Origin of the sequence: Prauserella alba, assembly GCF_024171735.1 — a bacterium.
Classification (GTDB): domain Bacteria; phylum Actinomycetota; class Actinomycetes; order Mycobacteriales; family Pseudonocardiaceae; genus Prauserella; species Prauserella alba.
In genome coordinates this window covers 38,082-64,604 of the sequence record NZ_JAMTCH010000003.1, presented here as the reverse complement: position 1 = coordinate 64,604, position 26,523 = coordinate 38,082, and the positions used below count along the sequence as shown (strand labels likewise).

23 protein-coding genes, 1 other RNA gene and 1 pseudogene are annotated in these 26,523 nt (G+C 70.0%); 14 read left to right on the top strand and 11 right to left on the bottom strand.

The window, feature by feature from the left end; genetic code table 11:
• Positions 1 to 22: 22 nt before the first annotated feature.
• Positions 23 to 1,270: a D-mannonate dehydratase ManD gene (gene manD / locus LY12_RS00305; protein ID WP_253852519.1), complete on the bottom strand. Its 1,248-nt coding sequence runs from the start codon at positions 1,268 to 1,270 to the stop codon at positions 23 to 25.
• Positions 1,271 to 1,423: 153 nt separating this feature from the next.
• Between manD and LY12_RS00300 the strand changes: the two genes are divergently transcribed.
• The 3 genes from LY12_RS00300 (at position 1,424) to LY12_RS00290 (ending at position 5,399) form a co-directional block, all read left to right on the top strand.
• Positions 1,424 to 2,422 carry a LacI family DNA-binding transcriptional regulator gene (locus LY12_RS00300; RefSeq protein WP_253852518.1) on the top strand — a complete coding sequence of 333 codons (999 nt, stop codon included), beginning with the start codon at positions 1,424 to 1,426 and terminating at the stop codon, positions 2,420 to 2,422.
• Positions 2,423 to 2,544: 122 nt separating this feature from the next.
• A complete protein-coding gene (uxaC, locus tag LY12_RS00295) occupies positions 2,545 to 4,086 on the top strand; it encodes a glucuronate isomerase (protein ID WP_253852517.1) in 1,542 nt (513 codons plus the stop codon).
• Complete coding sequence (locus LY12_RS00290; protein WP_301301730.1) at positions 4,086 to 5,399, top strand: mannitol dehydrogenase family protein; 1,314 nt, start codon at positions 4,086 to 4,088, stop codon at positions 5,397 to 5,399. The genes uxaC and LY12_RS00290 overlap by 1 nt, the downstream gene beginning before the upstream one ends.
• 116 nt (positions 5,400 to 5,515) lie before the next feature.
• On the opposite strand, the gene LY12_RS00285 is transcribed toward LY12_RS00290, so the two are convergent.
• A complete protein-coding gene (locus tag LY12_RS00285) occupies positions 5,516 to 6,469 on the bottom strand; it encodes an SDR family oxidoreductase (RefSeq protein WP_253852516.1) in 954 nt (317 codons plus the stop codon).
• A gap of 157 nt (positions 6,470 to 6,626) precedes the next feature.
• Between LY12_RS00285 and LY12_RS00280 the strand changes: the two genes are divergently transcribed.
• Positions 6,627 to 7,295, top strand: a complete 669-nt coding sequence (locus tag LY12_RS00280) for a TetR/AcrR family transcriptional regulator (RefSeq protein WP_253852515.1) — start codon at positions 6,627 to 6,629, stop codon at positions 7,293 to 7,295.
• Positions 7,296 to 7,316: 21 nt separating this feature from the next.
• On the opposite strand, the gene LY12_RS00275 is transcribed toward LY12_RS00280, so the two are convergent.
• Positions 7,317 to 7,913: an LURP-one-related family protein gene (locus tag LY12_RS00275; RefSeq protein WP_253852514.1), complete on the bottom strand. Its 597-nt coding sequence runs from the start codon at positions 7,911 to 7,913 to the stop codon at positions 7,317 to 7,319.
• Between the two features lie 268 nt (positions 7,914 to 8,181).
• The gene (locus tag LY12_RS00270) at positions 8,182 to 10,233 is read right to left on the bottom strand and encodes a hypothetical protein (RefSeq protein WP_253852513.1); all 2,052 of its coding nucleotides are present in this window, start codon (positions 10,231 to 10,233) and stop codon (positions 8,182 to 8,184) included.
• A 514-nt stretch (positions 10,234 to 10,747) separates the two neighbouring features.
• Between LY12_RS00270 and LY12_RS00265 the strand changes: the two genes are divergently transcribed.
• A complete protein-coding gene (locus tag LY12_RS00265; RefSeq protein WP_253852512.1) occupies positions 10,748 to 11,767 on the top strand; it encodes a nitronate monooxygenase in 1,020 nt (339 codons plus the stop codon).
• Between the two features lie 89 nt (positions 11,768 to 11,856).
• Here the strand turns inward: LY12_RS00265 and LY12_RS00260 are convergent, their stop codons facing one another.
• Positions 11,857 to 12,045 (bottom strand): hypothetical protein, encoded by a 189-nt coding sequence (locus LY12_RS00260; protein ID WP_253855021.1) that lies wholly within the window; start codon positions 12,043 to 12,045, stop codon positions 11,857 to 11,859.
• On the opposite strand from LY12_RS00260, the pseudogene LY12_RS00255 reads away from it, so the two are divergent.
• Positions 12,015 to 12,740: pseudogene (locus LY12_RS00255) on the top strand (helix-turn-helix domain-containing protein); the annotation flags it as partial. The gene LY12_RS00260 and the pseudogene LY12_RS00255 overlap by 31 nt on opposite strands.
• Before the next feature lie 102 nt (positions 12,741 to 12,842).
• On the opposite strand, the gene LY12_RS00250 reads toward LY12_RS00255, so the two are convergent.
• Positions 12,843 to 13,985, bottom strand: coding sequence for a CaiB/BaiF CoA transferase family protein (locus LY12_RS00250; RefSeq protein ID WP_253852511.1), 1,143 nt, complete (start codon positions 13,983 to 13,985; stop codon positions 12,843 to 12,845).
• A 10-nt stretch (positions 13,986 to 13,995) separates the two neighbouring features.
• Complete coding sequence (locus LY12_RS00245) at positions 13,996 to 15,162, bottom strand: acyl-CoA dehydrogenase family protein (protein WP_253852510.1); 1,167 nt, start codon at positions 15,160 to 15,162, stop codon at positions 13,996 to 13,998.
• A gap of 119 nt (positions 15,163 to 15,281) precedes the next feature.
• Here LY12_RS00245 and LY12_RS00240 point away from each other — a divergent pair, with 119 nt between their 5' ends.
• The 4 genes from LY12_RS00240 to LY12_RS00225 all read left to right on the top strand — a co-directional run bounded on the left by LY12_RS00240 (position 15,282) and on the right by LY12_RS00225 (position 19,046).
• Entirely contained in the window at positions 15,282 to 16,007 is a 726-nt protein-coding gene (locus LY12_RS00240) for an IclR family transcriptional regulator (protein WP_253852509.1), read from the top strand.
• 99 nt (positions 16,008 to 16,106) lie between these two features.
• Complete coding sequence (locus LY12_RS00235) at positions 16,107 to 17,186, top strand: TRAP transporter substrate-binding protein (protein WP_253852508.1); 1,080 nt, start codon at positions 16,107 to 16,109, stop codon at positions 17,184 to 17,186.
• Positions 17,176 to 17,751 carry a TRAP transporter small permease gene (locus tag LY12_RS00230; RefSeq protein WP_253852507.1) on the top strand — a complete coding sequence of 192 codons (576 nt, stop codon included), beginning with the start codon at positions 17,176 to 17,178 and terminating at the stop codon, positions 17,749 to 17,751. The genes LY12_RS00235 and LY12_RS00230 overlap by 11 nt, the downstream gene beginning before the upstream one ends.
• Positions 17,751 to 19,046, top strand: coding sequence for a TRAP transporter large permease (locus tag LY12_RS00225; protein ID WP_253852506.1), 1,296 nt, complete (start codon positions 17,751 to 17,753; stop codon positions 19,044 to 19,046). The genes LY12_RS00230 and LY12_RS00225 overlap by 1 nt, the downstream gene beginning before the upstream one ends.
• Positions 19,047 to 19,095: 49 nt before the next feature.
• On the opposite strand, the gene ssrA is transcribed toward LY12_RS00225, so the two are convergent.
• Positions 19,096 to 19,469, bottom strand: a transfer-messenger RNA (tmRNA) gene (gene ssrA / locus LY12_RS00220).
• A 206-nt stretch (positions 19,470 to 19,675) separates the two neighbouring features.
• Between ssrA and LY12_RS00215 the strand changes: the two genes are divergently transcribed.
• From LY12_RS00215 to LY12_RS00200, 4 genes are all read left to right on the top strand, one after another.
• Entirely contained in the window at positions 19,676 to 20,377 is a 702-nt protein-coding gene (locus LY12_RS00215; RefSeq protein ID WP_253852505.1) for a sensor domain-containing protein, read from the top strand.
• A gap of 26 nt (positions 20,378 to 20,403) precedes the next feature.
• Positions 20,404 to 21,525 carry a sensor histidine kinase gene (locus LY12_RS00210; protein WP_372493471.1) on the top strand — a complete coding sequence of 374 codons (1,122 nt, stop codon included), beginning with the start codon at positions 20,404 to 20,406 and terminating at the stop codon, positions 21,523 to 21,525.
• Positions 21,526 to 21,548: 23 nt separating this feature from the next.
• A complete protein-coding gene (locus LY12_RS00205; protein WP_253854758.1) occupies positions 21,549 to 22,190 on the top strand; it encodes a response regulator in 642 nt (213 codons plus the stop codon).
• Positions 22,191 to 22,403: 213 nt separating this feature from the next.
• The gene (locus LY12_RS00200) at positions 22,404 to 23,993 is read left to right on the top strand and encodes an acyltransferase family protein (protein ID WP_253852503.1); all 1,590 of its coding nucleotides are present in this window, start codon (positions 22,404 to 22,406) and stop codon (positions 23,991 to 23,993) included.
• On the opposite strand, the gene LY12_RS00195 is transcribed toward LY12_RS00200, so the two are convergent.
• The 3 genes from LY12_RS00195 to ftsX all read right to left on the bottom strand — a co-directional run bounded on the left by LY12_RS00195 (position 23,960) and on the right by ftsX (position 26,395).
• Positions 23,960 to 24,856: an amidohydrolase family protein gene (locus LY12_RS00195; protein WP_253852502.1), complete on the bottom strand. Its 897-nt coding sequence runs from the start codon at positions 24,854 to 24,856 to the stop codon at positions 23,960 to 23,962. The genes LY12_RS00200 and LY12_RS00195 overlap by 34 nt on opposite strands.
• Positions 24,853 to 25,353, bottom strand: coding sequence for an SsrA-binding protein SmpB (gene smpB / locus LY12_RS00190; RefSeq protein ID WP_183659142.1), 501 nt, complete (start codon positions 25,351 to 25,353; stop codon positions 24,853 to 24,855). The genes LY12_RS00195 and smpB overlap by 4 nt, the downstream gene beginning before the upstream one ends.
• A gap of 142 nt (positions 25,354 to 25,495) precedes the next feature.
• Entirely contained in the window at positions 25,496 to 26,395 is a 900-nt protein-coding gene (gene ftsX / locus LY12_RS00185) for a permease-like cell division protein FtsX (protein ID WP_253852501.1), read from the bottom strand.
• Between the last annotated feature and the right edge of the window lie 128 nt (positions 26,396 to 26,523).

Here is a 26,523-nt window from a genome sequence, read left to right as displayed (position 1 = left end):
ACCGGCGGTGCGCAGGCACGCCTCACCAATCATGAACGGTTCCGTCCCGAAGCCGGTTCACCGGCAGGTACGCCCGCTCGTACGGGTACTGCGCAGCCAGATCCTCGTCCAGGTGAATGCCGAGACCGGGCTCCTCACCGGGTCGGAGGCCGCCGTGGGCGAACTCGTAGGTCGGGCCGAACACCTCGCGCGTCTCCCGGCTGTGGACCATGTACTCCTGGATGCCGAAGTTGTGCAGTGCCAGCCCGAGGTGCACCGCGGCCGCCAGCCCGACCGGCGAGACGTCCGTCGGGCCGTGCATACCGGACTTGACCTGGTACATCGCCGCGTAGTCCATGATCCGCCGCACGCTGGTGATCCCGCCCGCGTGGGTGATCGGCGAACGCACGTAGTCGATGAGCTGCTCACGGATGAGGTGCTGGTAGTCCCAGATCGAGTTGAACACCTCGCCGATCGCGAGTGGCGTCGTCGTGTGGTGACGTACCCAGCGCAGCGCTTCCTGGTTCTCGGCGGGCGTGACGTCCTCGAGCCAGAACAGGTCGTAGGGCTCCAGCGACTTGCCGAGCCTGGCCGCCTGGATCGGGGTCAGCCGGTGGTGCGCGTCGTGCAGCAACGCGATGTCCTCGCCGAACTCGCCGCGGACCGCCTCGAACACCGACGGCACGTGGCGCAGGTAGGCCCGGGTGTCCCAGGTCTCCTCGGCGGGCAGTGCCGAACGGCGCGCCGGCTCGTAGTCGTAGCGGGCGTCGCTGTCGCCGCCGCCGAGCGACGCCGCCGCGCTGGAGGCCACGCCGTACACCGAGTCCAGGCCCGGCACGCCGGTCTGGATGCGGATCGCACGGAATCCCTCGTCGAGGTGGGCGCGGATCGAGTCGAACAGCTCGGGAACGTCCTTGCCGCTGGCGTGCCCGTAGACCAGGCACCGTTCCCGGCTGGCCCCGCCGAGCAGCTGGTACAGCGGCAGGCCCGCCACCTTGGCCTTGATGTCCCACAGCGCGGTGTCCACGGCGGCGATCGCCGCCATCGTCACGGGGCCGCGCCGCCAGTACGCACCGCGGTACAGGTACTGCCAGGTGTCCTCGATGGCGTGCGCGTCGCGGCCGGTCAGCAGCGGCACGACGTGGTCGGTGAGGTAGCTCGCCACGGCCAGTTCCCGGCCGTTCAGCGTGCCGTCGCCGTAGCCGACCACCCCGTCGTCCGTGGTGATCCTGAGCGTGACGAAGTTGCGCCCGGGGCTGGTGACGATGACGTCTGCGCGCTCGATGAGCACTGGTCCTCCTTGACTGCAAACGACGGGGCCGCCGTGCACACACGGCCGCGGGTCCGCCGGGATCGCGATCGGTTCAACGTAAGAGCCGCCCCGTAGACTGACAATCAGTTGCCATTTGTTGCCGCCGGGCCCGACCGTCGAGGAGGTACGAGGGTGGCCGACTCCAGACCGACGATCTACGACGTGGCCCGGCAGTGCGGGGTCGCGGCATCGACGGTGTCGCGCACGTTCTCCCACCCGAGCCGGGTCAACCCCGCCACCCGCGAGAAGGTTCGTGCCGCCGCCGAGGAGATCGGCTATGTGCCCCGGCCGCTCGCCCGCGCCGAGGCACCGGGACGGGCACGGACGATGACGCTGGTCGTCACCGACATCGCCAACCCGTACTACTCGCCGTTGATCAAGGCCGCCCAGGCACAGGCACTGGCGAGCGACTACACGCTCGCCCTGACCGACAGCGACGAGTCACCACGGGTCGAGGTCAGCAACCTGCGCCAGCTGCTGGCGACCACCAGCGGCGCGATCCTGGCCACCTCGCGACTCTCCGACGACGTCATCCGCCAGCTCGTCCAGTACCGCCCGCTGGCGATCGTCAACCGCGAGATCGACGGCATCCCCAGCCTCGTCGTCGACACCGCGGGCGGGATGCGCAAGGCCGTCCGCCACCTCGCGGCCATCGGCCATCGCCGCATCGCGTACCTGTCCGGTCCGCGCAACTCCTGGATCAACGGCGCCCGCTGGCAGGCCGTGCGCGAGGAGTCGGCCGCACTGGGCGTCGACGCGACGTTCCTCGGGCCCCACCCGCCGAACCGGCAGGGCGGCCACGAAGCCGCCGACGCCCTCATGCTGCACCGCACCACCGCGGCGATCGCCTACAACGACCTGATCGCGATCGGCACCCTGCAACGGCTGCAGGCCGCAGGCGTCAGCGTGCCCGCGGACTTCAGCCTCGTCGGATGCGACGACATCTTCGGCGTCGACCTGACCGTCCCCGCACTGACCACGATCTCGGGGCCGACCGAGCGTCTCGGCAGGTCCGCCGTGGACGCTCTCCACGAGCAGCTCGCCCACCACACGACACCGGAGTCGGCATCGTTCGACGCACACCTCGTGACCCGCGGGTCCACGGCTCCCCCACCATCCGACGACGGGTGACCTCCAGCCGTGCGAGAGCTCGCCGCCACGCGCGGGCAGTCGCCACGCGCGGCAGCCGGGCCCGGGATGACAACTGACGGCAACCAGTTGCATAAGCCGCGTGGTGCGGCGAGGCTGCCCGCATGCACGGCGGCACGGCAGACACTCCTGCACCCGACTCCGCACCCGACCCCGCATCCGCACCCCGTTCCGGCCACACGCCGCGGAACCTGGGCTCGGCGGCCGCGCCACGCGACGTCTCACGCGGCGGGCGGGCGCCGCTGGCTCCGCACCCGGACCGGCTGCTGCCGCCGGAGCCCTCGCAGCGCGCCATCGCGCGCCGGCTCTACGAGAGTGTGCGCGACCTGCCGGTGATCAGCCCGCACGGCCACGTCGAGGCTCGCCTGCTCGCCGAGAACGAGGCGTTCACCGACCCGGCGTCGCTGCTGGTCACCCCCGACCACTACGTGACGCGCCTGCTGCACGCCCACGGTGTTGCCATGAACGAGGTGGGCCTGCACGACGGCGACGGCGGCGAGCCCGCCACACCGCGCGAGGCGTGGCGCGCCTTCTGCCAACATTGGCACCTGTTCCTCGGCACGGCGTCGCGGCAGTGGCTGGAGGCGCAGCTCCACGAGGTGCTCGGCGTGACGGTGCAGCCCTCGGCCGAGACCGCCGACGAACTCTTCGACGAGCTCACCGAGCGGCTCCGCCTGCCCGAGTTCCGGCCGCGCGCGCTGTACGACTCGTTCGCCATCGAGGCGCTGGCCACCACCGACGACCCCGCCGACGATCTGGCCCACCATCGCGCGCTCACCGAGGATCCGTCGTGGTCCGGCCGCGTCGTGCCCACGTTCCGCCCGGACCGCCACCTCGATGCGACCAAACCCGACTGGCCCGCGGCGTTGGCCGCGCTCGCCGAGGCGAGCGGGATCGACACCGGCGATTACACCGGGCTCGTCCTGGCACTGGAGAACCGCCGGGAGTACTTCCGCTCCCACGGGGCCACGGCCACCGATCACAGCGCGCCCGACGCCCGCACGGCGTTCCTCGACGGCGACGAGGCGCAGCGGCTGTTCCGGCGCGTCCGTTCCGGTACGGGCAGCGTCGACGACGCGCGGTTGCTGTCACAGCAGCTGCTCGGCGAGATGGCGCGGATGTCCAGTGAGGACGGCATGGTGATGGCGCTGCACACCGGCGTCAGGCGAAACCACCATCCCGAGACGGTGCGCCGCTTCGGCCCCGACACCGGCCACGACATCCCGTTGCAGGCCGAGTTCACCGGGGCGTTGCAGCCGATGCTGGAGCGGTTCGGCACGAACCCGCGGTTCCAGACGGTCGTGTTCACCCTCGACGAGACCGTGTTCTCCCGCGAACTCGCTCCGCTGGCCGGGTTCTACCCGTCGGTGTATCTCGGCGCGCCGTGGTGGTTCCTCGACGCTCCCCGCGCGATGCACCGGTTCCGCGACGCGGTCACCGAGACGGCCGGCTTCTACCGCAACGCCGGGTTCATCGACGACACTCGCGGGTTCTGCTCCATCCCGGCCCGCCACGACACCGCGCGCCGAGTCGACGCGGCCCACCTGTCCGGCCTGGTCGCCGAGCATCTGCTCGGCGAGGAGGATGCCGCACAGGTGATCCACGACCTGCACGACCGCCAGCCGCGCGCCGCGTTCCGACTCTGATGCCGACGCCGCCGACCCGGCCGTCTCCGCTGCCCCGGCTCACGCGCGCTGCCGCCGGTGCACGCCCGCCTGCCCCGGTCCGTGCCGTCCACCTCGGACTCGGTGCGTTCCACCGGGCCCATCAGGCCGTGTACACGATGGCCGACCCGGACTGGGGCGTCGCGGCGTACACCTTCCGCAACGCCGACCTGCCGCGCACGCTCACCGAGCAGGACGGGCTGTACACACTGCAGGTACGTGGCAACGGCGAGCCGCAGACCGAGATCGTCGACTCGATCAGCCGCGCCCACCCCGGCGGCGACACCGAGCGGTGGCTCGCCGACCTGGCCTCGCCGGAGGTGGCGTTGTTGACACTGACGATCACCGAAGCGGGTTATCGCGCCGTCGGCGACGGCACCGCGATAGACCGGGTGCTGGCGGGACTGCGCGAACGGCACCGCGCGGGCGGCTCCCCGATCGCGCTCGTACCCTGCGACAACCTGCCGGGCAACGGCGAAGTGCTACGCGGCGCGCTGGCCCGCGCAGCCCAGGACGAGCCACCCGGCTTCCGCTCCTGGCTCGGGGAGCACGTGTCGTTCGTCGACACCGTCGTCGACCGCATCACCCCCGCCACCACCCAGGACGACGTCGCCACGGCCGCCCGGCTGACCGGGTTCGACGACCACGCCCCCGTGGTGACCGAGCCGTTCAGCGAGTGGCTGCTGGCCGGGGAGTTCCCGCTCGGCAGGCCTGCTTGGGAAGCCGCGGGCGCACGGTTCGTCTCCGACCTCGCCGCGTACGAGCAGCGGAAACTCTGGTTCCTCAACGGTGCGCACACCCTGCTGGCCTACACCGGCCCGGTGCTGGGCTGCGCCACCGTCGACGAGGCCGTGCGGCATCCCACGCTGGCATCGCTGATCGAATCGTGGTGGGACACCGCGGCGCGGCACGCGTCGCTGCCCGCCGGCGACCTGGCCGACTATCGGGAACGGCTGCTGCGGCGATTCTCGTCCCGCGGCATCCGGCACCACCTGCTGCACATCGCCGTGGCCGGCTCACAGAAGATCCCCGCCCGGATCCTCCCGGTGCTGCGTGCCGAACGATCACGGCAGCGGTTGCCCGAACCCGCGATCGCGGCGTTGGCCGGGTGGCTGATCCACCTGCGGGACAGGGACGTCGTCGATCCGCGCGCCGACGAACTCGTCACCCTCGCCCGAGCGGCCGACGGCGCCCGGCGGGTCCTGTCGGCCGTCGACGCCGCCCTCGCCGACGACCGTGAACTGGTCACCACCGTCGACGACTACGTCGACCACCTGCGCCGCTCTGTCCTCTGAAACCTCTGTCCTCTGAAACCTCTGCCCTCTGACCCGCGTGCCACCTGAAACCGTGCCGCCTGGCCCCGCGCCGACCGATACCCGAGCCGTCGACCGAAGCACGTGGACGCCGCGTCTCACACCGGGTGCACCGCCGGGAACCGGACGCCGGTGAGCTCCTCCGACACGTCCCAGATCCGGCGAGCATGATCGGCATGACGCAGCCGCGAGTACAGTTTCTGCTCGGCGGGCGGACCCGAGAAATGGTTGAATCCGCTGGGCCCGTAGAGACGCCCGCCCTCGGCGTCCGGGGACGTCGCGGCGTACAACGCGGGCAGCAACGCCGTTTCCGCCGTCCCGAACACGACGCCTCGAGCGGCGAGTGCATGAATGAAGCGAGCCCGTGGGGTCGGCCTGCCACGGCCGACCTCTGCACGGGCGGCGAGCAGGTTCGTGGCAGCCACTCCGGGATGCGAGAGATTGCTCGTGATTCCCCAGCCGCCGTCGCGGCTGCGCCGGTCGAGTTCGAGCCCGAACAGGCCGAACGCGATCTTCGACTGACTGTAGGCCCGGTTGCCGTGATACCGCCGTAGCCACTGGAGGTCGTCCCAGTTGACGGCGTGCTGGTCGGCGGCCACGCTGATCTGGGACGTGATCCGCGCCCGACCGGACCGCAGCAGCGGAAGCAGGCGTGCCACCAGGGCGAAATGCCCGAGATGGTTGGTGCCGAACTGCAACTCGAAACCGTCCACTGTGGTCTGCCGATCCGGCGGTGTCATCACGCCCGCGTTGTTCACGAGGAAATGGATCGGCCGTGCCTCCGCGATCAGCCGATCCGCCAGCGCGGCCACCGAGCCCAATGACGACAGATCGAGCTCATGAAGCGACACGTCGGCCCCGGGATGCCGGCGGCGGATCTGCGCCACTGCGGCCTCCCCTTTACGCGGATTACGGACCGGCATGACGAGCTCCGCCCCCGCTGCGGCGAACCGGGTCGCCAGGCCGAGCCCGACACCGTCGCTCGCCCCGGTGATCACCGCACGTTTCCCGGTGAGATCCGGAACCGGGATATCCGGCGTGGTCCGTGCCATCGTCGCCCTCCACAGCCCGGGAATCCTTGACTGACACCTGTCAGATTAGCGAAAATCTGACAGGTGTCAAGTTGGCGCGTGCGGTCCCACCGAACGCGGGAAACCCGGCCGAATGTGAAACCCGGCCGGAGACGCAATGCACGAGGAGAACGACCACATGGCTGCAGCGGAGTCGCACACGGGCGAGCCACGGGGCCCGGGACGGCCCGGGGCATCGGCACGGCCGGTCCCGGAAGAGACGGAGATCCTCCGGCGAGGAATGGAGACGTTCGCGGAACTCGGCTACGAGCGCACCACCGCGCGAGAACTCGCGAAAAGACTGGGCGTCAGCCACAACTTCATCCACGACCGCTACGGGTCCAAGGCGAACTTCTGGCGAGCCGTCGTCGACGTGTTGCTCGCTGACGACCAGCTGGAACGCCGGGAACTGCTCGACTCCGGCGTCGACGACGCCGAGCTGGTGCGCGCGGTGATCGTTCACTTCTACCAGTCCGCGGTCGAAGCTCCGCTGCTCGCCCGGCTACTGGCCGACGAGTTCGGCCGCGAGTCCGAACGCCTGGACTACCTGTACGACAGGTACGTGGCACCGACACTCGAACCACTGGTGCCCGCCGTGGAACGGCTCATGGCGGCGGGGCGCATGCCGAAGGTCACCCTGGACGTGCTCTTCTTCGCCGTCATCAGCCCGGTCGCCGGCCTGGTGCAACTGCCGCTCGCGCACCGACTGGGCAGGCCCCGGCCGGTGACCGCGGAAAGCCAGGCGCGCACGGCCCGCGACCTGGCGAACCTGATCGCAGGCGGCCTCCTCGGCGAGCACCCGCACTGACCTCGGCGTGACGGCAGCACCTCAGCGTGACTGGAGTGCGTCCAGTGCGACGGCCATGCTGGCGGCCAGCCGGAAGTCGACGCGTGGATCGGGCACGGTGATCGTGTACTTGTCGCGGATCGCGACGCCCTTCTGACTGGTCATCACCGGCTGCCCGGTCTCGTTGTCGGTGAAGTCGAAGTGGAACAGGAACGGCACCCAGACGTCGCCGAGATACGGGATCATCGTCCAGATCCGGCGGAGAACGGCGATGAACTTGCTGCGTTCCCGGCCCGTCGCGGAGTAGCCCGGCCCGTGCAGCTGCCACGTCGACCGCAGCAGGCTCTTCCCGAACTCCTTGCTGAACACGCCGAGTTGCTGCCCGTGCTCGTCGTACACGTCGTGTTCGGCGTGCACGTCGAGCCGCTGCCGGGCCTTGAACGAGAACACCTGGCGGGTGCGCGTCTCGTCCGTGTAGAAGATGATCTCCTCGCGCAGCTTCATCCGCTTCTGCTGTGCGAACGCGATCAGGTCACCCTCGCCGCCGTCCTGGCCGACGCCACGGATCTCGTAGCGGTTGACCATCATCGTGATCCGCTGGCGGACGAAGAACGTCGGCAGGTGCATCGGTGCAGTCACACGGCGAGTATGGCACGCCTGTGCCGCCGTGGCCGCGCACTCGACGACGTCAGAGCCACCGGCACACTCGTGACCGTCGGCGTCGCCGCGGTACAGACCACGCCCCGGGCAGCAGCTGGAGAGCGCGGCTCTCCGCGGAGCCGACGAAGCCGGAACGCAGGAGCGGGCGGCTGCCGGCAGCGCCCTCGACGGGATCGCGGTGTGTTCGCCGGCCACCGCCGTCTGGTGGCGCTCATCGGCCTGCTGCGCCGCCGCCTCGACCTGGTGCTCAGAAAGCACCGACGCTGCCACCGAAGCCGCCGCCTCCGTAGCCACCGCCGCCACTGGACGAACTGCTGGACGACGAGCCGCCGTCGGCATCGGCGCCACCGACCCCGCCGCCGTCGACCTCACTGCCGAAGCCCCCGCCGTAGCCACCGCCGTCGTCGGAATCCGGGTCGGACGAGTCGTCGGAGTTGTCCGGGCTGGCTGAACTGTCACGGACCCCGCCGCCGTCGACCTCACTGCCGAAACCGTCGCTGTAACCGCCGGTCCCGGAGGCATCGGTTTCATTCCCGGAGTCCTCCGATGCGGCGTCGGTGGTGCTGTCGGATTCCGCCGGCGCAGCGCTCTTCGCGTCCTCGGTCTCGGCCTCCTCGGTCTCGGCCTCCTCGGTCTCGGCCTCCTCGGTCTCCGCGTCCTCGGTTTCGGTGTTCTCGGTCTCCGCGTCCTCCGATCCCGCGTTCTCCGATTCCGCGTCCTCGGTCTCGGCGTCCTGGGATTCCGCGTCCTCCGATCCCGCGTTCTCCGATTCCGCGTCCTCGGTCTCGGCGTCCTGGGATTCCGCGTCCTCCGATCCCGTATCCTCGGCCACCGCGTCCTCGGCATCCGTGTCGACCGTGTCGTCGTGAGACGGCGTGGCACCGGTGATGGCGTCGACCGTGTCGTCGTCGACGTCGACGGCGTCGTCCGACTCGGTTCCGAGCGAGGTGTCGGAGAACGAGATGCCGCCGAGCGGACCGTGTTCGGAGCTGACCAGGCCACCGAGGTCGGATGCGACCTGCGCCGGATCGACCGAGACGTCCGTGCGGACCTTGCCGCCGGTGACCACCGAGGCGCCGAACTCGGTGTGGGCGTCCAGCGTCTCGCCGTCCCACGAGGCGCCCGCTCCGAACTCGGCGCCGTAGCCCAGCTGGCCGGTCGCCGTCACTTTCCCTTCGACACCGCTGATTCCGCCGCTACCGCTCACGAACCCTTCGAATCCGACGAACCCGCCCATGGCCAGCTGCGCACCGCCCAGGTCGAGCTGGCCGGAGAACTGGCCACGGCCCCCGCCGAACCCGCCGACCTCCGTACCGGCGCGCAGCGCACCGTGTTCCGCATCGACACCGGCGGATCCGGCGACGCCGTTCTCCACCGATATGCCCGCCTCGAGCCCGTCAGGGCCGGCCGATGCCGAGGCGGATGCCTTCGGACCGGCATTCACCTTTCCGCTGGCGTCGATCGAGGCACCGCCCACCTCGGTCCCGACGGAAGCCTCGACGGAGTCCCGGTCCGTCACCGTAACGCTGGCCGAACTCCCGTCGGCCTTCGTGGTGACCTCCGGGCTGCCCGCCGCGCGGGTCGTCGTGACGGCAGGCTCGTCGGCCGCCTGCGCGACATGCGCGGCCGCGTCGACACTCGCCGGCGCGACGGTCGCCGGCTCCGGCGCCGCTTCGGCCGGCTGCTCGCGTGGTGACGTCGCTGCGGCGTCGAGTGCGTCGCCGTGCTCCGACCGCGCCGTGGCCGTGGCCCGCACCGGTCCGGCACCCGGGGCAGACTCGGCGGTGGCCTGCGCCACGGTTTCCTCCTGCACGGCCACGGCTTCATCCTGCGTGGCCGCTCCGCCCTGCGCGGCGACGGTTTCGCCCCGTGCGAGCGAGGTCTTCTCCCGTTCAGCCACAGATTCGGCGTGGGCGACCGCGGATCCGGTCGTCGACTCGGCGGCCGATCGCGCACGCGCCGGGTGCCGCCGACGCTCGTCGGCCTCCGGTTTCGCCACGGAGCCGGCCTGCGGCCCTTGTTCGGCATCGCGGGCTGGGCGTTCGGCGGCGGCCGGACCACGTGGCGCGACCGGCGAGGTGTGTGCGTCGTGTTCGTCGACGGCTGCGCCGTTCGGGTCGTGGTGCGGTCCACCCGAATCGCGCAGTCCACCAGAACCACTGAGCGCCGACACCGAGTCGTCGGGCCGGTCGTGCACCGGCTCAGGCTGAGCCAGTACCGCGCTCAGCACCGCCGCACTACTACCCAGAACTGCGGCATACAGCCCGAACTTTCCCGGATTCCTGTGCCGACCGCTCATCGACCCCTCGCATCGTCGTCGTCACGCGTACATGCAGAGGCTATGCAACGACCGTCCCCGCACAGGACCGTCGAACGTAGGGAAGTTTGCGAAGAATCGCCCGTTCGCAGTGGTGGCCCGCTCCGCGCGTGCTGACGGAACGCTACGGCGACGACGAGTTCGCCTGGAACATTCGCGGCCGAGTTCCCGCATTGGAACGGCCCCGTTCGGGACCTGCTCGACGCCATCGACGCCGTGCACCCGTGACGTGCCGCTCGCCGCCTTCCCGGTGACGCTCGCGAGCCGACCCGGCCCACAAGCGCGGTCCGGACCTGCCCGGAACGGCCGGGACTCCACGGCCGGAGCCTTCCCCACCGGCATCTATGCCCGAGCGACATAGAGCCGGCTCGACACGCATTTCACAACGCAGGCAGGGCCACCTAACGTCGGTGCCGCGGCCGCGGCACCGAGTCCGCTCCCCCGCCGGGCCGCCACGGCCTGCCCGCGCGGCCGCCGTTCCGGAAAGGACAGTTTCGTGCTCACCGACCTCGGCATCAGGCTTCCCGTCCTCGCCGCCCCCATGGCGGGCGGCCCAACCGCGCCGAAGCTGGTCACCGCGGCCGGGCGTGCCGGATCGATGGGGTTCCTCGCAGGCGGCTACAAGACACCGGCGACGTTGGCCGAGCAGATCACCGCCGTCCGCGGCGACGGAGTGCCGTTCGGCGTCAACCTCTTCGTACCGAATCCGGCTACCGTGTCCGAAGAGGACTACCGCGCCTATCGCGACGAGCTCTTGCCCGCGGCCGACCGCTACGGCGTACACCTTCCGGACGCTCCGGTCGAGGACGACGACCACTGGGCGGCCAAGATCGACCTGTTGCTCGCGGATCCGGTTCCGGTCGTGTCGCTGACCTTCGGCGTGCCGCACGGCGACGTCGTCTCCGCCTTGCGCGCGGCCGGCAGCATGGTGGTGCAGACGGTGACCTCCGCACCCGAGGCACAGCTCGCCGAGGAGGCCGGGGTTGACGCCCTCGTCGTCCAGTCCTCCGCCGCAGGCGGCCATTCCGGCACGTTCACCCCGACGCGGACGCCGCCCGAGGTTCCGTTGCCGCGTCTGCTCCGGGACGTTCGCGCCGACACCCGCCTTCCGCTGATCGGCGCGGGTGGCATCAGCCGGCGCGCCGACGTCGCCGCCGCGATCGACGCCGGTGCCGAGGCGGTCACCGTGGGCACCGCGCTGCTGCGCACCCATGAGAGCGGAACCTCCGCGCCGCACAAGGCCGCACTGGTCGACCCCGACTTCGACGCGACCGTCGTCACCCGCGCGTTCACCGGCCGACCCGCACGAGCGCTACGCAACGAGTTCACCGACCGGTACGACCCCATCGCGCCCTGCGCGTATCCCGCCGTGCACCACCTCACCGGCCCGCTGCGCAAGGCCGCCGCCACCGCCCGCGACACCGGGCTGATCCACCTCTGGGCGGGAACCGGACACCGCGACGCACGGGAGGAAGGGGTCGCCGACACCCTGACCCGCCTGGCGGGTCAGGACTGACCCGAGGCGGTTTCGGAGCGTCCGTCGGAAGAAAGAGTGGGAAATCGCAGAACCGCGAAGTGCCGGTCGACAGCCTTGCGAGCCGCGCGTCAAACACGTTTCGGCGCACCGTCGGCCGGCAAGCCCGACGCGGCGTCGTCCGGTGGGTTCCGCACCGCTTCACGCACGGTCCAGACCAGCGTGAACCCGGCGAGGACCGCGGTGACACACAGCAGCACCGCCGGTGGCAGTGCGAACTCGAAGACGGCCAGCAGATACGCGCGCCGTGCGGACCGCACACGAACGCGGCGCCCGAGTGGCGTCGATATGCACGGGTGCTTTCGTGCTCGCCGCCGCGGGACTGCTCGACGGGCGACGTGCCACCACGCACTGGTCGTACGCCGAGACACTCGCGCAGCAGTACCCGGGAATCGCGGTCGACGCCGACGTGCTCTACGTCGACGACGGCGATGTACTCACCTCGGCTGGACAAGTGGCCGGGATCGACCTGTGCCTGCACATGGTCCGCACGGACTACGGTGCCGCAGCGGCCAACAGCGCGGCCAGACGCCTGGTCGTACCGCCCCATCGTGACGGTGGACAGGCGCAGTTCATCGCCACACCGGTGTCCTCCGGCAACGGTCACAGCCTCAACGGCCTGCTCGATTGGGCGATCGAGCGCCTGCACCAACCGTTGACCGTCACCGACCTCGCCCGCGAGGCGGGTCTGAGCCCACGCCAGCTCAGCCGCCAGTTCCTCGCTGTCACGGGTACGAGTCCATTACAACGGCTGCTGACGCAACGCATCCGGCGTGCGCAGGAACTGCTGGAAACAGTCCACGACAGCGTGGACGACATCGCAGCGCAGGTAGGCCTCGGCACGGCGGCCACGCTGCGCCGGCACTTCAACCGGCGGATCGGCACCTCTCCGGATGCCTACCGCCGCACGTTCCGATCCGGCCCCGGCAGCCCCGAGGCACGCCCAGCGGGCTGAGCCCGGCCTGCGGACCTCGGACCCGGCGATGAACCCCGGCCCAGTCGCCGGTCCGAGAACCACGATCTCGCACCGCGCGAGACCGAAGTAGCGGGCAGGTGTTCACGAGCCGTCCAGTTCGCGCAGCACGTCGGCTGTGTCGGCGCCCCGCTGCCTCGGCGGTGTGCGAACACTGCCCGGCGTGCGTGTGAGCTTGATCGGGATACCGATGCCGCGATAGTCGCCGTCGGACACGACCATGTCGCGATGCAGCACCTGCGGGTCGGTGAGGGTCTCGCCGACGTCGTGCACCGGTGACGACGGCACGCCGCGTTCCAGCAGTCGCGCGCCGAGGGCTTCGCGCTCGTGCTCGGCCAGCAGGGCCCCGACGATGGCGCTCAGCTCGGCCCTGTTGATCACGCGATCGGGGTTGGTGACGAACCGGGGATCGTCCGCGAGCTCCGGCTTGCCGAGTACGTCCACCAGGTCGCGGAACTGACGGTCGTTGCCGACCCCGAGGAACAGCGGCCCGTCGCGCGTGGCGAACGTGTCGTAGGGAGCGATCGTGGGATGCGCGGAGCCGGTGCGTTCCGGCACCTGCCCGCTCGCCAGCCACGTTGCGGAGTGCGGGTGCAGCAGGGTCACCGCGGTGTCGAGCAACGTGTTGTCGACCAGCTGACCGTGACCCGAACGGTGCCGCTCGTGAAGCGCGAGCATGATCCCCGAGAACGACAGCATGCCGGTCACCATGTCCACAATGGGCACTCCGACACGGAGCGCGGGGCCGTCGGAATCGCCGTTGATGCTCATGAGCCCCGCGTAGGCCTGCAGGATGGCGTCGTATCCGGGAGCCGAGCCGCGCGGCCCGTCCACCCCGAACCCGGTGATCCTGCTGTGGACGAGACGGGGATAGACGCGGCGGAGGTGGTCGTCGTCGAAGCCCCACTTGGCGAGCGTCCCGGCCTTGAAGTTCTCGACCAGTACGTCCGCATCCTCGAGCAGCCGCCCGAGAGTGGCCTGCCCCTCGGGCGCAGCAAGATCCAGCACGATGTTGCGCTTGTTGCGGTTGAGCCCGTTGAAGTAAGCGCTGGTGCCGTCACCCAGGAACGGTGGCCCCCACCCGCGGGTCTCGTCGCCGGCAGGCGGCTCCACCTTGATCACCTCAGCGCCGTGATCGGCCAGCATCTGCGTGCACAACGGCCCGGCAAGCACCCGCGACAGGTCGACGACTCGGATCCCGGCAAGGGCTCCGTCGGAGGTCGGCATCGATCTCCCCTCAGTAGGATTTGGGTAGGCCGAGAACCTTGGTGGACACGTAGTTGAGCACCATCTCCTGGCTGACCGGCGCCAGCCGGAGGATGCGGGACTCCCGGAAGTACCGCTCCACGTGGTACTCCCGCGCATATCCCATGCCGCCGTGCGTCTGGATCGCCTGGTCAGCGGCGGCGAACCCGGCGTCGGCGCACAAGTACTTCGCCATGTTCGCCTCGCGCCCGCACGAAAGCCCGTTGTCGTAGCGCCACGCGGCGTTGCGGGCCATCAGCTCGGCCGCGTCAAGCCTGGTCACGGCCTCGGCCAGCGGAAACGCGACACCCTGATTGCGGCCGATGGGGCGGTCGAAGACGACGCGTTCGTTCGCGTAGCGCACTGCACGGGCCAGCGCGGCCCTGCCGATGCCAAGTGCCTCGTGGGCCAGCAGGATCCGCTCGGGGTTCAACCCGTCGAGCAGGTACGCGAAGCCCTCGCCCTCCTCGCCGACCCTTGCCGAGGCCGGTACCCGCAGGTCGTCGATGAAGACCTCGTACGACGCGACGGCGTTGCGCCCGAGCTTCGGGATCGGCTTCAGCTCGACGGCGTCCGATTCGATGTCGATCAGGAACAGTGACATGCCGTCCGTCGGCTTGGCGACGTCAGCGCGCGGTGTGGTCCTGGCGATCAGCACCATCTTCTGCGACTGACCGGCCTTGGTGATCCAGACCTTGCGGCCGCTGATCACGTAGTCGTCACCGTCCCGACGGGCGAACGTGCCGATGCGGGTCGTGTCGGTCCCCGCGTCGGGTTCGGTGACGCCGAAGCACACGTGCAGGCTGCCGTCGGCGGCGCGCGGCAGTATCTCCTCGCGCAGCCGTGCGCTGCCGTGTTTGACGATCGTGTTGAGCCCGAAGATGGACAGGTGCATCGTGCTGCACCCGTTCATCCCCGCGCCGGACGCGGCGATCTCCTCCATCAGCAGCGACGCCTCCAGCAGGCCGAGCCCGCCGCCGCCGTAGGCCTCGGGGATGGCGATGCCGAGCCAGCCCCCATCGGCAAAGGCTCGGTAGAACTCCCATGGGAACTCGCCGTTCGCATCGCATTCGGCCCAGTACTCGTCGGTGAACGCGGCGGCGAGGCCGCGTGCGGCCTCACGCAGGCGGCGCTGGTCGTCAGTCAGCTCAAAGTGCACGGATCATCCCTATATAAGACCCATCATTCTGATATCGGAACATATGTGGCGCGACCCCACGCTGTCAACCGCGAAACTCGATGGGTACCGTTCGTACATACGAACGCACGGGAGTGGACATGACCGAATCGGCCGCGAAATCCCACCGCACGGTCAGCAGGGTGACTGCCATCCTCGAACTGGCCGCGGAGCAACCCGGGATCCGGCTCGGCACGCTGGCGTGGGCGTTGGACGCGCCGAAATCGTCGGTTTTCGGCCTCGTGAAGGGCCTGGTCTCGACCGGCTACCTCGTCGAGGACGACAGCGGGTTCCAGCTCGGGCCCGCACTGGGCAACCTGCTCACCGCCGAGCGCCCCAATCTCGCCGATGCGGCACGCCCGACCCTTGAGGAACTGCGCGATACCTTCGACGAGACGGCCATGCTCGGCACCAGCGTCGGCGACTCGGTCGTTTACATCGCCGCCGCCGAATCACGGCAGCTGATCCGCTATTCGGCGCCGTTGCGGCACCGTCGGCCCCTGTTTCCGCCAAGCGCGGGCAAGGTACTGCTCGCCGCACGGTCGCCACGCAAACGCGACGCCTACCTGCACTCGATCATCGACGATCCGGAAAGGCTCGACGAGGCGCGCACGGAGCTCGAACGCGTTCGCGCCGAGGGTGTCGCGATCAACCGCGGCGAAACACTGCCCGACGTCAGCGCCACAGCGAGGCCGGTCGTCGTACACGGCCGCACACTCGCCGCGATCGCGGTCGCCGGGCCGACGACCCGCATTGCGGAGCGCCTGCCGGAGATCGCAGAAGCGCTGGTCGAGGCCACTCGCGCCGTGACCGCACGCCTGTCCTGATCGGACTGCATTCCCGATCGATTGCCGTTGACAGTGCGCCACATCACTCCATACGGTGGCATATCAGCATAGCCATTCGTATTTAGAAACGGTGATGCAATGCGGCAATCACCTCGCCGGTGTGTCCGGAAACTGGCGGCATCGCTCGGGCTACTGGTCCTTGCAAGCGCTTGTGCCCCGCCGGCCCCGAACATCGAGTCGGGCGGCGTCTACACGCTGACGGTCGCCGACTCCTACCCGGACGGCCATCCGTTCGCCGACGCGGGCGCCAGCGTGCTCATGGACAAGGCGTCCGAGCTCTCCGGCGGCAGGATCCGGTTCGACTACTTCCCCGCCGAGCAGATGGGCGATGCGGCCGACCTCCCGTCGCTGATCCGGTCGGGTGTCGTGGATCTGGCCTCGGTCGCACCCGCATACGTTCCCGCGGAGCTGCCACTCTCCGGTGTCGCCGACCTGCCCGGACTCGTCGAGGACTCGTGCACCGGTTCGCTAGCGGTGTCACACCTGATGTCCGAGGGCGGGCTGCTCTACCGCGAGGATTTCGAGCCCAAGGGCCTGCGCCCCCTCGTGGTCGGCATGATCCCCGACTACGAGGTACTCACCGGTTCCCGCACCGTGCGGGTTCCCTCCGATCTGCGCGGCCTGCAACTGCGTTCGTCGGGCGGCACGATAGACCGCGCGGTCGAGGGGTTCGGTGCAGCACCGGTCGGCATGCCTGCCACCGACATGTACGAAGCGATCTCACGCGGCACGGTCGACGGGACCGTGCTCGGCCCTGTCAGCGCCGAGCCATATCACCTCGAGGAGGTCACCAGCCACGCCACGGTGGGCGCCCGGCTGGGCAGCTTCACCATGACCTACAGCATCAGCGACAGGGTGTGGGGCGAGCTACCGCCGGATCTGCGCGACGTGCTCCGGCGCGCGGGCCAACAGGCCACCCGAAGCCTGTGCACCGCGTTGCAGGAGGGCAATGCCGAGGGCAGGCAGACGATGCGCGACGCCGGCGTGAAACTGCATCGCATCTCCGGCTCCGGCCGGGATGCCTGGGACAAGGCGACCGCGCCGATCCACCGGCAATGGGCGGCCGACATGGCCGAGATCGACCGGTCGGGCGAGGCCGCGCTGCGCGCACTCAAGGACGAGCTCCGCCGAGTGGAACGGGACACCCATGACGACTGACACGGATACCCGGACCGGATCGCCGTCCGGCGCGGCACGGCGCGCACCTGTCGTGCTCCGCGCCGTTTCGGCGATCGAACGCGCAGGGCTCGTCCTGGCGGGCTCCGTGCTGATCGCGATGACGCTGCTGATGGTGTTCGAGACCGGCATGCGCTACTTCGTCGGAGCACCGCTGGGCTGGAGCTTCAGCTTCATCCAGGACTACCTGCTGCCCGGCTTCTTCTTCCTCGCGCTGGCCTACACGGTGCGGGCAGGTGCGCACGTCACGATCGACGCCGTCTACCAGCGGTGCCCCGCGAAAGTGCGGATCGCGATGACGCTGGTGGCGCGCGTGCTGATGCTCGCGTTCTCCGTGTTGTTGCTCTGGGCCGGGATGCTGTCGACCGGCCACGCCTGGCGTGCCCACGACATCCCGCCGCCCGGTGGCGCCGAGCTCAGCATTCCGACGTGGACATGGCACGTGCTCGTGCCGATCGGGGCCGCGCTGCTGACCGTGCGGCTGCTCTGGGACGTGTTCGCCGGACACCGGCACGGCGCCGGGGACGAGACGGAGGGGAACGCCTGATGTCCGTGCTCATCGTGATCGTGGTGATGCTGGCCCTGCTGCTCATCAGGGTTCCGGTCGGCTTCGCCATCGCCATAGCGGGCGTGTTCGGGCTGTTCATCCACGGCGGACTCACCGACGTGCTGGGCGTGCTGCAGTCGGCGCCCGCCGCCGCGGTGTCGTCGTACTCGCTGTCGCCGATCCCGTTGTTCATCCTCATGGCACAGTTCGTCGTGGCCAGCGGTGTCATGGACGACCTCTTCCGCGCCACGCAGGTGTGGGTCGGCCGGGTCCGTGGTGGAGCGGGCATCGCGGCGACCGGCGCGGGGGCGATGTTCGCTGCGGTCTCCGGCTCGAGCACCGCCGCCGCGGCGACGCTCGCACACACCTCCACCACGAAGATGATCGACTCGGGCTACAGCCCCAGGATCTCCACCGGCCTCGTCGCCGTCGTCGGCACGCTGGCCGCGCTCGTACCGCCCAGCATCATCCTGGTGTTCTACGCGGTCATCGCGGAGGAGAGCGTCGGACAGGTTCTCGTCGCGGGCTTCCTGCCCGGCGCGCTGGTCACGCTCGCGCTCGTCGCGACGTTGGTCGTGCTCATCAAGATCAATCCGTCGTCCGCACCTGCTGGCCAGCGGCACGCCTGGGCCGACAAGCTGCGCAGCCTTCGGTCGGCGGGCCCGGTCCTGCTGCTGTTCGCGCTCGTCACCGGAACCGTCTACTTCGGAGTCGCGACGCCGACCGAAGCTGCCGCGTTGGGTGCGGTGGGCGGTTTCGCACTGCTGGCCGCCAGGAAACGAGCGAACTGGGCCACGATCAAACACGCCGTCACCGAGACCATCAGTTCCAGTGTGATGATCCTGATGATCATTCTCGGTGCCCACATCCTCGGCTACTTCATCACCTCGACACGGGTGACGCCGACGGTGGTGAGCTGGGTGGCCTCGCTCGACGTCGCGCCGATCGTCGTCATGATCATCCTGTTCCTGTGCTACGTGGTCCTCGGGTTCTTCCTCGACCAGATCGCGATCCTGGCACTCACCGTTCCCGTGGTGCTGCCGTTGGTCACCGAACTCGGCTACGACCCCGTCTGGTTCGGCGTGCTGATCGTGCTGCTCGCCGAGATCGGGCTCGTGAGTCCGCCGCTGGGGCTGAACGTCTTCGTGGTCGCCCGCACGGCACGCCGCCCCGCGGCGGAGGTCTTCTGGGGTGCCTTGCCGTTCGTGCTCGCGGTCGTCGCCGTGGCCGCACTGCTGATCGCGTTGCCGGAGATCGTGCTGTGGCTACCGGAGACCATGTCCTCGACGGAGTAGCCGTGACACAGCGAAGGCGCATCCCGCGGAGCGGGATGCGCCTTCGAGCGAGTGGAGGTGCCGGGAATCGAACCCGGGTCCTCTGCCGCCTCTCCAGGGCTTCTCCGTGCGCAGTTCGCTGTGTCTCTACTCGGCCCCACCGGTCACGCGAACTAGCCGGTGTGACGGGCCCAGCCACTGTTGGTTTCCCTACCGGTCCCCGTGGCCGGGGCCGGAGGTGAGCCTTCTAGCTGATGCCGGCAAACCGGGTCGAAGGCTTACCCGGGCCGACAGACTCGCACTCGCTCAGGCGGCGAGGGCGAAGTCGCGCTGACTATTAGTCTTGGCGCTTATATTTAGTTGCGACGACGCTTTCGGTGGTCGTTGCCTGCACCGGCACGCTTCCCGCTGGATCAACGTCCAGAGTCGAAACCGTTCACCCCCTTGACGGGATCAGTGTGGATCACTCGCTTCCGCCCAGCATAACGCCCGTGGCAAGCCGATAATTCCCCGGCCGGTGCCGCGCCGGCGGTGGGGTTGTCCCTACCGGGTTTCGGCCCGTGTGCTGCATGGCGGCCACGTCTCCTGCCCGGCGAGACTGAGGTCGTCAGGAGGACACCCCTCACCGCGGACAGGAAGAGAGGCCGGCCATGGAGCGGACGCAGCTTCCCCGGCTGGGCGGTGCGCTGCCGTTTCTGCTGCTCAGCCTCCCACTGGGGATCGTCGGATTCGTGTTCGTGGTGACGACGGCGAGCGTGGGCGTACCGACGGCACTCGTGTGGGTGGGCATCCCCGTGCTGATGTTGCTGCTCGCGGGCACCCGCGGCCTGGCCGACCTCGAACGGACGCGCGTGCGCGGCATGCTGGCCACCGCGGTGCCGCGGCCGTACCGCCCGTTGCCGCACGGCCCGGTGCGGCAACGGTGGCTGGCCCGCGCCCGCGACGCGCAGACGTGGCGCGACGCGGTCTACCTGATCCTGCTGCTCCCGGTGGGCATCATCGAGTTCACGCTGGTCGTCGTGTTCTGGTCGGTGTCGCTGGCGATGATCACGCTGCCGGTGTACTACCGCTTCCTGCCCGACGGGCTGTACGCGTTCCCGGCGCACGACCTGCGCTGGATCACGGTGGACTCGGTGCCGACGGCGCTGCCGTGGATGGCGCTGGGCGTGCTGCTGGCGTGCGTGTCGGTGCTCGTCACGCGCAGGCTCGGTGCGGCCCACGCACTGCTGGCGCGGACCCTGCTGGGGCCGACGGCACGGCGGATCCGCGAGGCCGAGGGCTCCGCCTCCGTCACCGGCGGCGGCGCCGCCACGACGACGGACACCGCGACAGCGCCCCCGGTGGCAGGATGAGCACGCCGGGTGGAGGGGAACCGATGATGCACGAGGACCAGCCGTGGCCGGGCACATGGCGGACGATCGCGTACCAGTTGCTGACACTGCCGGTACGCATCGTCGAGTTCGCCGTGCTCCTGGTGCTGTTGGTGGCCGGGATCGCGACGACCATCGTCTGGGTCGGCATTCCGCTGCTGATGCTGGCGACAACGCTGACGCACCGCTTCGCCGACTTCGAACGCCGCTCACTGCGCCGATGGCTGCGCACGCCGCTCGCCGATGCGATCCGTAACCGCGCCGACGGACTCGTCCGGAACTGGTTCGCGCAGCTGACGGACGCCACGACGTGGCGTGACCTCGCCTACCTGCTGATCACGACACCGCTCGCCATCGTCGAGTTCGTGCTCGGCATCGTGTCGGCGATCATCGTGCCGCTGGCGCTGACGGTCGCCCCCGGCGCGGGCTGGCTGCACGGCAAACTCGCCCTCGCGCTCCTCGGCCCGCCGCGGGCGGAACGGCTCGAAGCGAAGGCGACGCGGTTGCAGGCGTCGCGGGCACGCGGGGTCGATGCCGCGGAGAACGAACGCAGGCGCATCGAACGCGACCTGCACGACGGCGCGCAGCAGCGGCTCGTGTCGGTGGCCATGACGGTCGGCCGCGCCAAAGCCAAGGTCGGCGGCACCGAACCCGACACGGCAGAACTGCAGAGACTCCTCGCCGAGGCCCACACCGACGCGAAACTCGCCGTGTCCGAACTGCGCGATCTGGCACGGGGCATCTACCCGGCGGTACTCGGCGACCGCGGACTCGACGCGGCGTTGTCGGCGCTCGCGGCGAAGTCGCCGGTGCCGGTCTCGGTGTCGGTCGACATCGACCAGCGCCCTCCCGCCGCGGTGGAGAGCACGACGTACTTCGTCGTCGGCGAAACACTCACCAATGCGGCCAAGTACGCCGACGCCTCCGACATTCGCGTCGACGTCCGCCGCGACGGCGATACGGTGATCGTCGAGGTCACCGACGACGGCCGCGGGGGTGCGGAGATCCGCCCCGGCGGCGGGCTCGCCGGGCTCGCCGACCGCGCCGCCACCATCGACGGCACCGTGTCGGTCGTCAGCCCGGCCGGTGGCCCGACGGTCGTTCGCGCCGAACTTCCGTGCAGCTGGTGAACGAACTCTCTGGGGGTCTGGACGTGCGCGTGGTCATCGCCGAGGACGCCGTACTGCTGCGCGCCGGTGTGCAGCGGCTACTGGCCGACGACGACATCGAGACGGTGGCCGCGGTCGGCTCCGGCGAGGAGCTGCTGGCCTCGATCTCCGAACACGAACCCGACCTGGCGATCGTCGACGTGCGCATGCCGCCCACGTTCACCGACGAGGGCCTGCGGGCCGCGCTGCGGGCACGGGAGATCACGCCAGGTCTTCCGGTGCTCGTGCTGTCGCAGTACGTCGAGGAGACCTACGCGATCGAACTGCTGTCCGGCGGTGCGGGCGGGGTCGGCTATCTACTGAAGGAACGCGTCTCCGACGTCACCGACTTCCTCGAAGCCGTACGCCGCGTCGCCGCAGGTGGCACCGCGATCGACCCCGAGGTGATCTCGCAGGTCATGGCGCGCGGCCGCAACAATCCCCTCGACTCGTTGACCGGCCGCGAAGGCGACGTGCTCGAACTGATGGCACAGGGCCTGTCCAACTCCGCGATCGCCGCGCGCATGGTGGTCTCGCACGGCGCGGTCGAGAAGCACATCGGCAACATCTTCGCCAAGCTCGGCCTGGACAGCAGCGTCGAGGAGCACCGCCGCGTCCGCGCCGTGCTGACCTACCTCGAACGCTGAACACTAGGGAGGCACAGCCTGCCCCCAGGGGCACTTTGGTGGCGCTGAATGCAACCAAAGTGCCCCTGGGGGCACGGTGCCGTCCGGCGCGGGTGCTGTGCGGTGTCTGGTCCGCGGTGGGGCTGGCCCCACCACAGACCTGCGAAAACCGGTAGCGCAAGACGGCGGCTCGCACCGCTGTGCCGGAGCGGCTCACTGACCAGGCTGAAAGCCATGACGACGAGCCTTTCCGGCGCCCCGCACACCAGGGACCGCTTCCTCGACCTCATCCGCACCCTCGCCGTCGTCGGCGTCGTCACGCAGCACTGGGCGATGCCGGTGCTCGGCTACTCCGGCGGCACGCTCACCACCGGCAACGCCCTTGCGACACCCGGCTGGTGGGTCGTGACCTGGCTGTCGCAGGTCATGCCACTCGTGTTCTTCGCAGGGGGCGCCGCGAACCTCATCTCGCTGCGCCGTGCCCATTCCCGGGCCGACGCGCAGTTCCGCGCCGACGCTCATTGCCGGGCCGACGCTCATTCCCGAGCCCGTCGGGCAGCTGCGACCCGAGGGTGGCTCGCAGGCCGGCTGCGCAGGCTGCTGCTGCCGGTCCTGCCACTGCTGGCCGTGTGGCTCGTGGTGCCCACGGTGCTGAGCGACCTCGGCGTGCCGGACCAGCCCGTCGCCGTCGCGGGGGCGATCGCCGCACAGCTGTTGTGGTTCCTTGCCGTGTACCTGCTGACGGTCGTGGCCACTCCCCTGATGGCGGCCGCGCACCACCGGTTCGGGTTCGCGGTGGTGCCCGCACTGGCGCTCGCCGCGGCCGCCGTCGACATCGCACGGTTCGGCGACGTCCCGCTGGCCGGGTACGCCAACGCGGCGTTCGTGTGGCTGGCGGCGGCTCAACTGGGTTTCCACTACGCCGACGGCCCGCTCGCGCGACTGTCACCGCTGCGCTCACTCGCCCTGTCCGCTGCCGGGTTCGGGGCGACGGCACTGCTCGTGGCGTTCGGGCCCTACGCGGCGAGCATGATCGGCATGCCCGGCGCTCCCGTGTCGAACATGAGCCCGCCGAACGTGGCCCTCATCGGCCTCGCCGTCGGACAGGTCGGGCTGGTGCTGGCCGCACGCCCGCAGCTGACCCGCTTCGCCGCACGGCGCCCCGTCGCCGCGGCACTGTCCTGGGCGGGCCCGCGCTTCATGAGCATCTACCTCTGGCACATGCCCGCCCTGATCGTCGTCGCGGGTGTGACGGTCGTGGGCCTCGGCTACACGACGCCGGAACCCGGCACGCCCGACTGGCTCGTGATGCTGCCGGCGTGGCTCACCGCGTCCGCCGCAGTGCTGACCGTGCTGGTGCGGATCGCCGGCAGGTTCGAGACCGCACTCCCCCGGACTCCGGAGCCCAGGCAGACAGGAACCTCCACCGCGACCTCCCCCACCGCGACCTCCCCCGCAGCGACAACCGCCGCACCGACAACCCGGGCGCCGACAACCCAGAAGCCGACGTCCCGGACAGCGGCATCCCAAGCAGCGGCAACCCCGGCAGCAGTATCCGGGCGATCACCGACGGCACCTCCGATGGCACAGCTCGTCACCGCCGCGCTGCTCGGTGCGACCGGTCTGCTCGGCCTCGCGGCCCGCGGCTTCGGCGACGGCCCCGAACTGTGGGCTGCGCTCGTGGTCGGCGCATTCGCGCTGAGCCGTCGTGCCACGTCCGACGAGCCGTCCCCCTCCCGGGCGGACGCGCTCCCCGACCGGCCGGCCCCTCCGGGGACGCCGCCGGCGGATCACACGTCGAGCAGCTTGGCCGGGGTGTCGTGAAGGACCGCGCGGAGGAACGGCTCCCCCAGCCGGTCGTCGGACTCGGCCCACTGCGCGATCGCACGCAGCTGCGTGGCGTAGTCGTAGGGAATGTTCGGGAAATCGGTGCCGAGGACCACGCGGTCCGCAATACCGGCCAGCCGGGCGGGCCAGTCGTCGGGCACGGGCATGAAACTCTCCGTGAACGGCACGCCCACCATCGTCGTGTCCAGATGCACCCGCGGGAACCGTCGTACCAGCTCGAACGCCGCGTCGTACTCGGGCATGCCCGCGTGCGCCAGCACGGCGACCAGCCCGGGATGCCGTTCCAGCACGCGTGCGAAGACGTCGAGGCCGGTGTGCTCGCCCCGCAGCGGCCCGTGCCCGCAGTGCACCACGGCGGGAACTCCGGCGTCGGCGAGCATGCCCCACACCGCGTCGAGGTGCTCGTCGCGCGGGTCGAACGCCCCGACCTGCACGTGGACCTTGACGCACCGCACCCCCGAGCGCAGCGCCTCCTCGACGTAGCGCGCCGCCTCGGGTTCGGGGAAGAACGTCGCCGTCGGCACAGCGTCCGGTTCCCGGTCGGCGAACTCGCGGGCCCAGCCGTTCAGCCACTCGGCCATGCCCGGCTTGTGCGGATACACCAGCGGTGCGAACGTCCGCACCCCTATCGCCCGCAGCGCCGCGAGCCGCTCGCCTTCCGGCAGCCGGTAGTGCACCGGCCACGGCATGCCGTAGTGCTGCTCCGCGCCGTCGAAGTACGCCCACACCTTCGCGAGCACACGCTCGGGCAGGAAATGGACGTGGATGTCGACGAGACCGTCCAGCCCGAGCCCCCGAGCCCAGGCTGCGACGTCGTCGTCGGCTGCGGGGCCGGTCAACGGCGTCCCGCACGCTGTTGCTTGTGCTTGCCCTTGATCGCCCGGCCCATCGCCTTGGAGATCTCGCGCTGTGCGTCCCGTTTGGCGATGTCCTGCCGCTTGTCGTGCGCCTTCTTGCCTCGCGCGAGCGCGAGCTCGACCTTGACCTTGCCGTCCTTGAAGTAGAGCGACAGCGGCACGAGGCTCACGCCGCTCTCCTTCGTCTTCCCGATCAGCTTCTGGATCTCCCTGCGGTGCAGCAGCAGTTTCCGGGTGCGCCGCGGCATGTGGTTGGTCCACGTGCCCTGGGCGTACTCCGGAATGTGCACGTTGCGCAGGAAGACCTCGCCGTCGTCGACGGTTGCGAACGCCTCGCTCAGCGACGCCTTGCCGGCACGGAGGCTCTTCACCTCCGTGCCGGCAAGGGCGATACCGGCCTCGTAGGTGTCGAGGATCGAATAGTCGTGGCGGGCACGACGGTTCGACGCGATCACCTTGCGTCCGACTTCCTTGACCATGACTCGACTCTATCCGCCCTCGACCGGGGACTCCCAACGACTATTGCGCAGGCCGCCACCGGGCGAGTCGCCGCTGCGACCGCCCGCCTGCCGGCACCGCCGCCACGGGAACCCCGGCGAAGGGCCTCGACTGTCACATTCGCTACGTGCGGACGTATGCGCGCAGGGTGACGTAACCGGTGATGGCGGAGATCAGGATCGACACACCGAGTAGCACGGGCGCGACGGGGAACAGGATGTCGATGATCTCGATGTTCGGAATGGCCCCGCCGGTCGCTTCGAAGATCTGGTCCAGCGCGATGTACTTGACACCGACCAGGCCGGCGACGCCGAGGACCGCGCCGATGACGCCTGCGACCACCGCTTCCAGCAGGAACGGTAGCTGTGTGTACCAGCGTGTGGCGCCGACGAGCCGCATGATGCCGACCTCGGTGCGCCGTGTGTACGCCGACACTTGAATGGTGTTCGCGATCAGCAGCACCGCGGCCAGCGCCGCGATCGCCGCCACGATGAACGTGCCGTCGCGACCCGAGTTCAGCAGGTCGAAGAAGCGATCGAGGAACTTGTTCTGGTCGTCGACGTTCGCCACACCCGGCTGGTTGCTGAACTCCTGCACGATCACTTCGCTGCGTTCGGGGTCGAACAGCTTGACGTGCAGGGAGGCGGGCAGCGATTCGGGGCGGGCGAGCTCGACCAGCTCGGGCTGGCCCTCGAAGATCCGCTGGAAGCGTTCGTAGGCCTCGTCGCGGTCCTCGAACACGACGGATTCGACGGCCTGGTTGTTCTCGAGCGACGTGCGGATCGACGAGCAGGGCTCGGCCGTGCAGTTCTGGTCGTTCGCACTGATGTCCTGCGTGAGGTAGACCGTGACCTCGACGTCGTCGAGGTAGCTGGCCTGCATCTTGTCGATCGTGCGGACGAGCAGCAGACCACCGCCGAACATCCCGAGTGAGATCGCGGTGGTCAGGATCATGGCGATGGTCATCGTGACGTTCCGGCGCAAGCCGGTGACGACCTCGCTGAAGACGAAGCTGGCGCGCATCTAGGGCACGGTTCCTTGGGGTCGGGGGTCGGGTACGGGGCGGGGAGTATCCGGTGGCCGGACCGGCGGCATCCACTCGGCGTGGCGAACGGACCGAGACGCCTCGGCGGACGGGTCGCTGCGGGGGA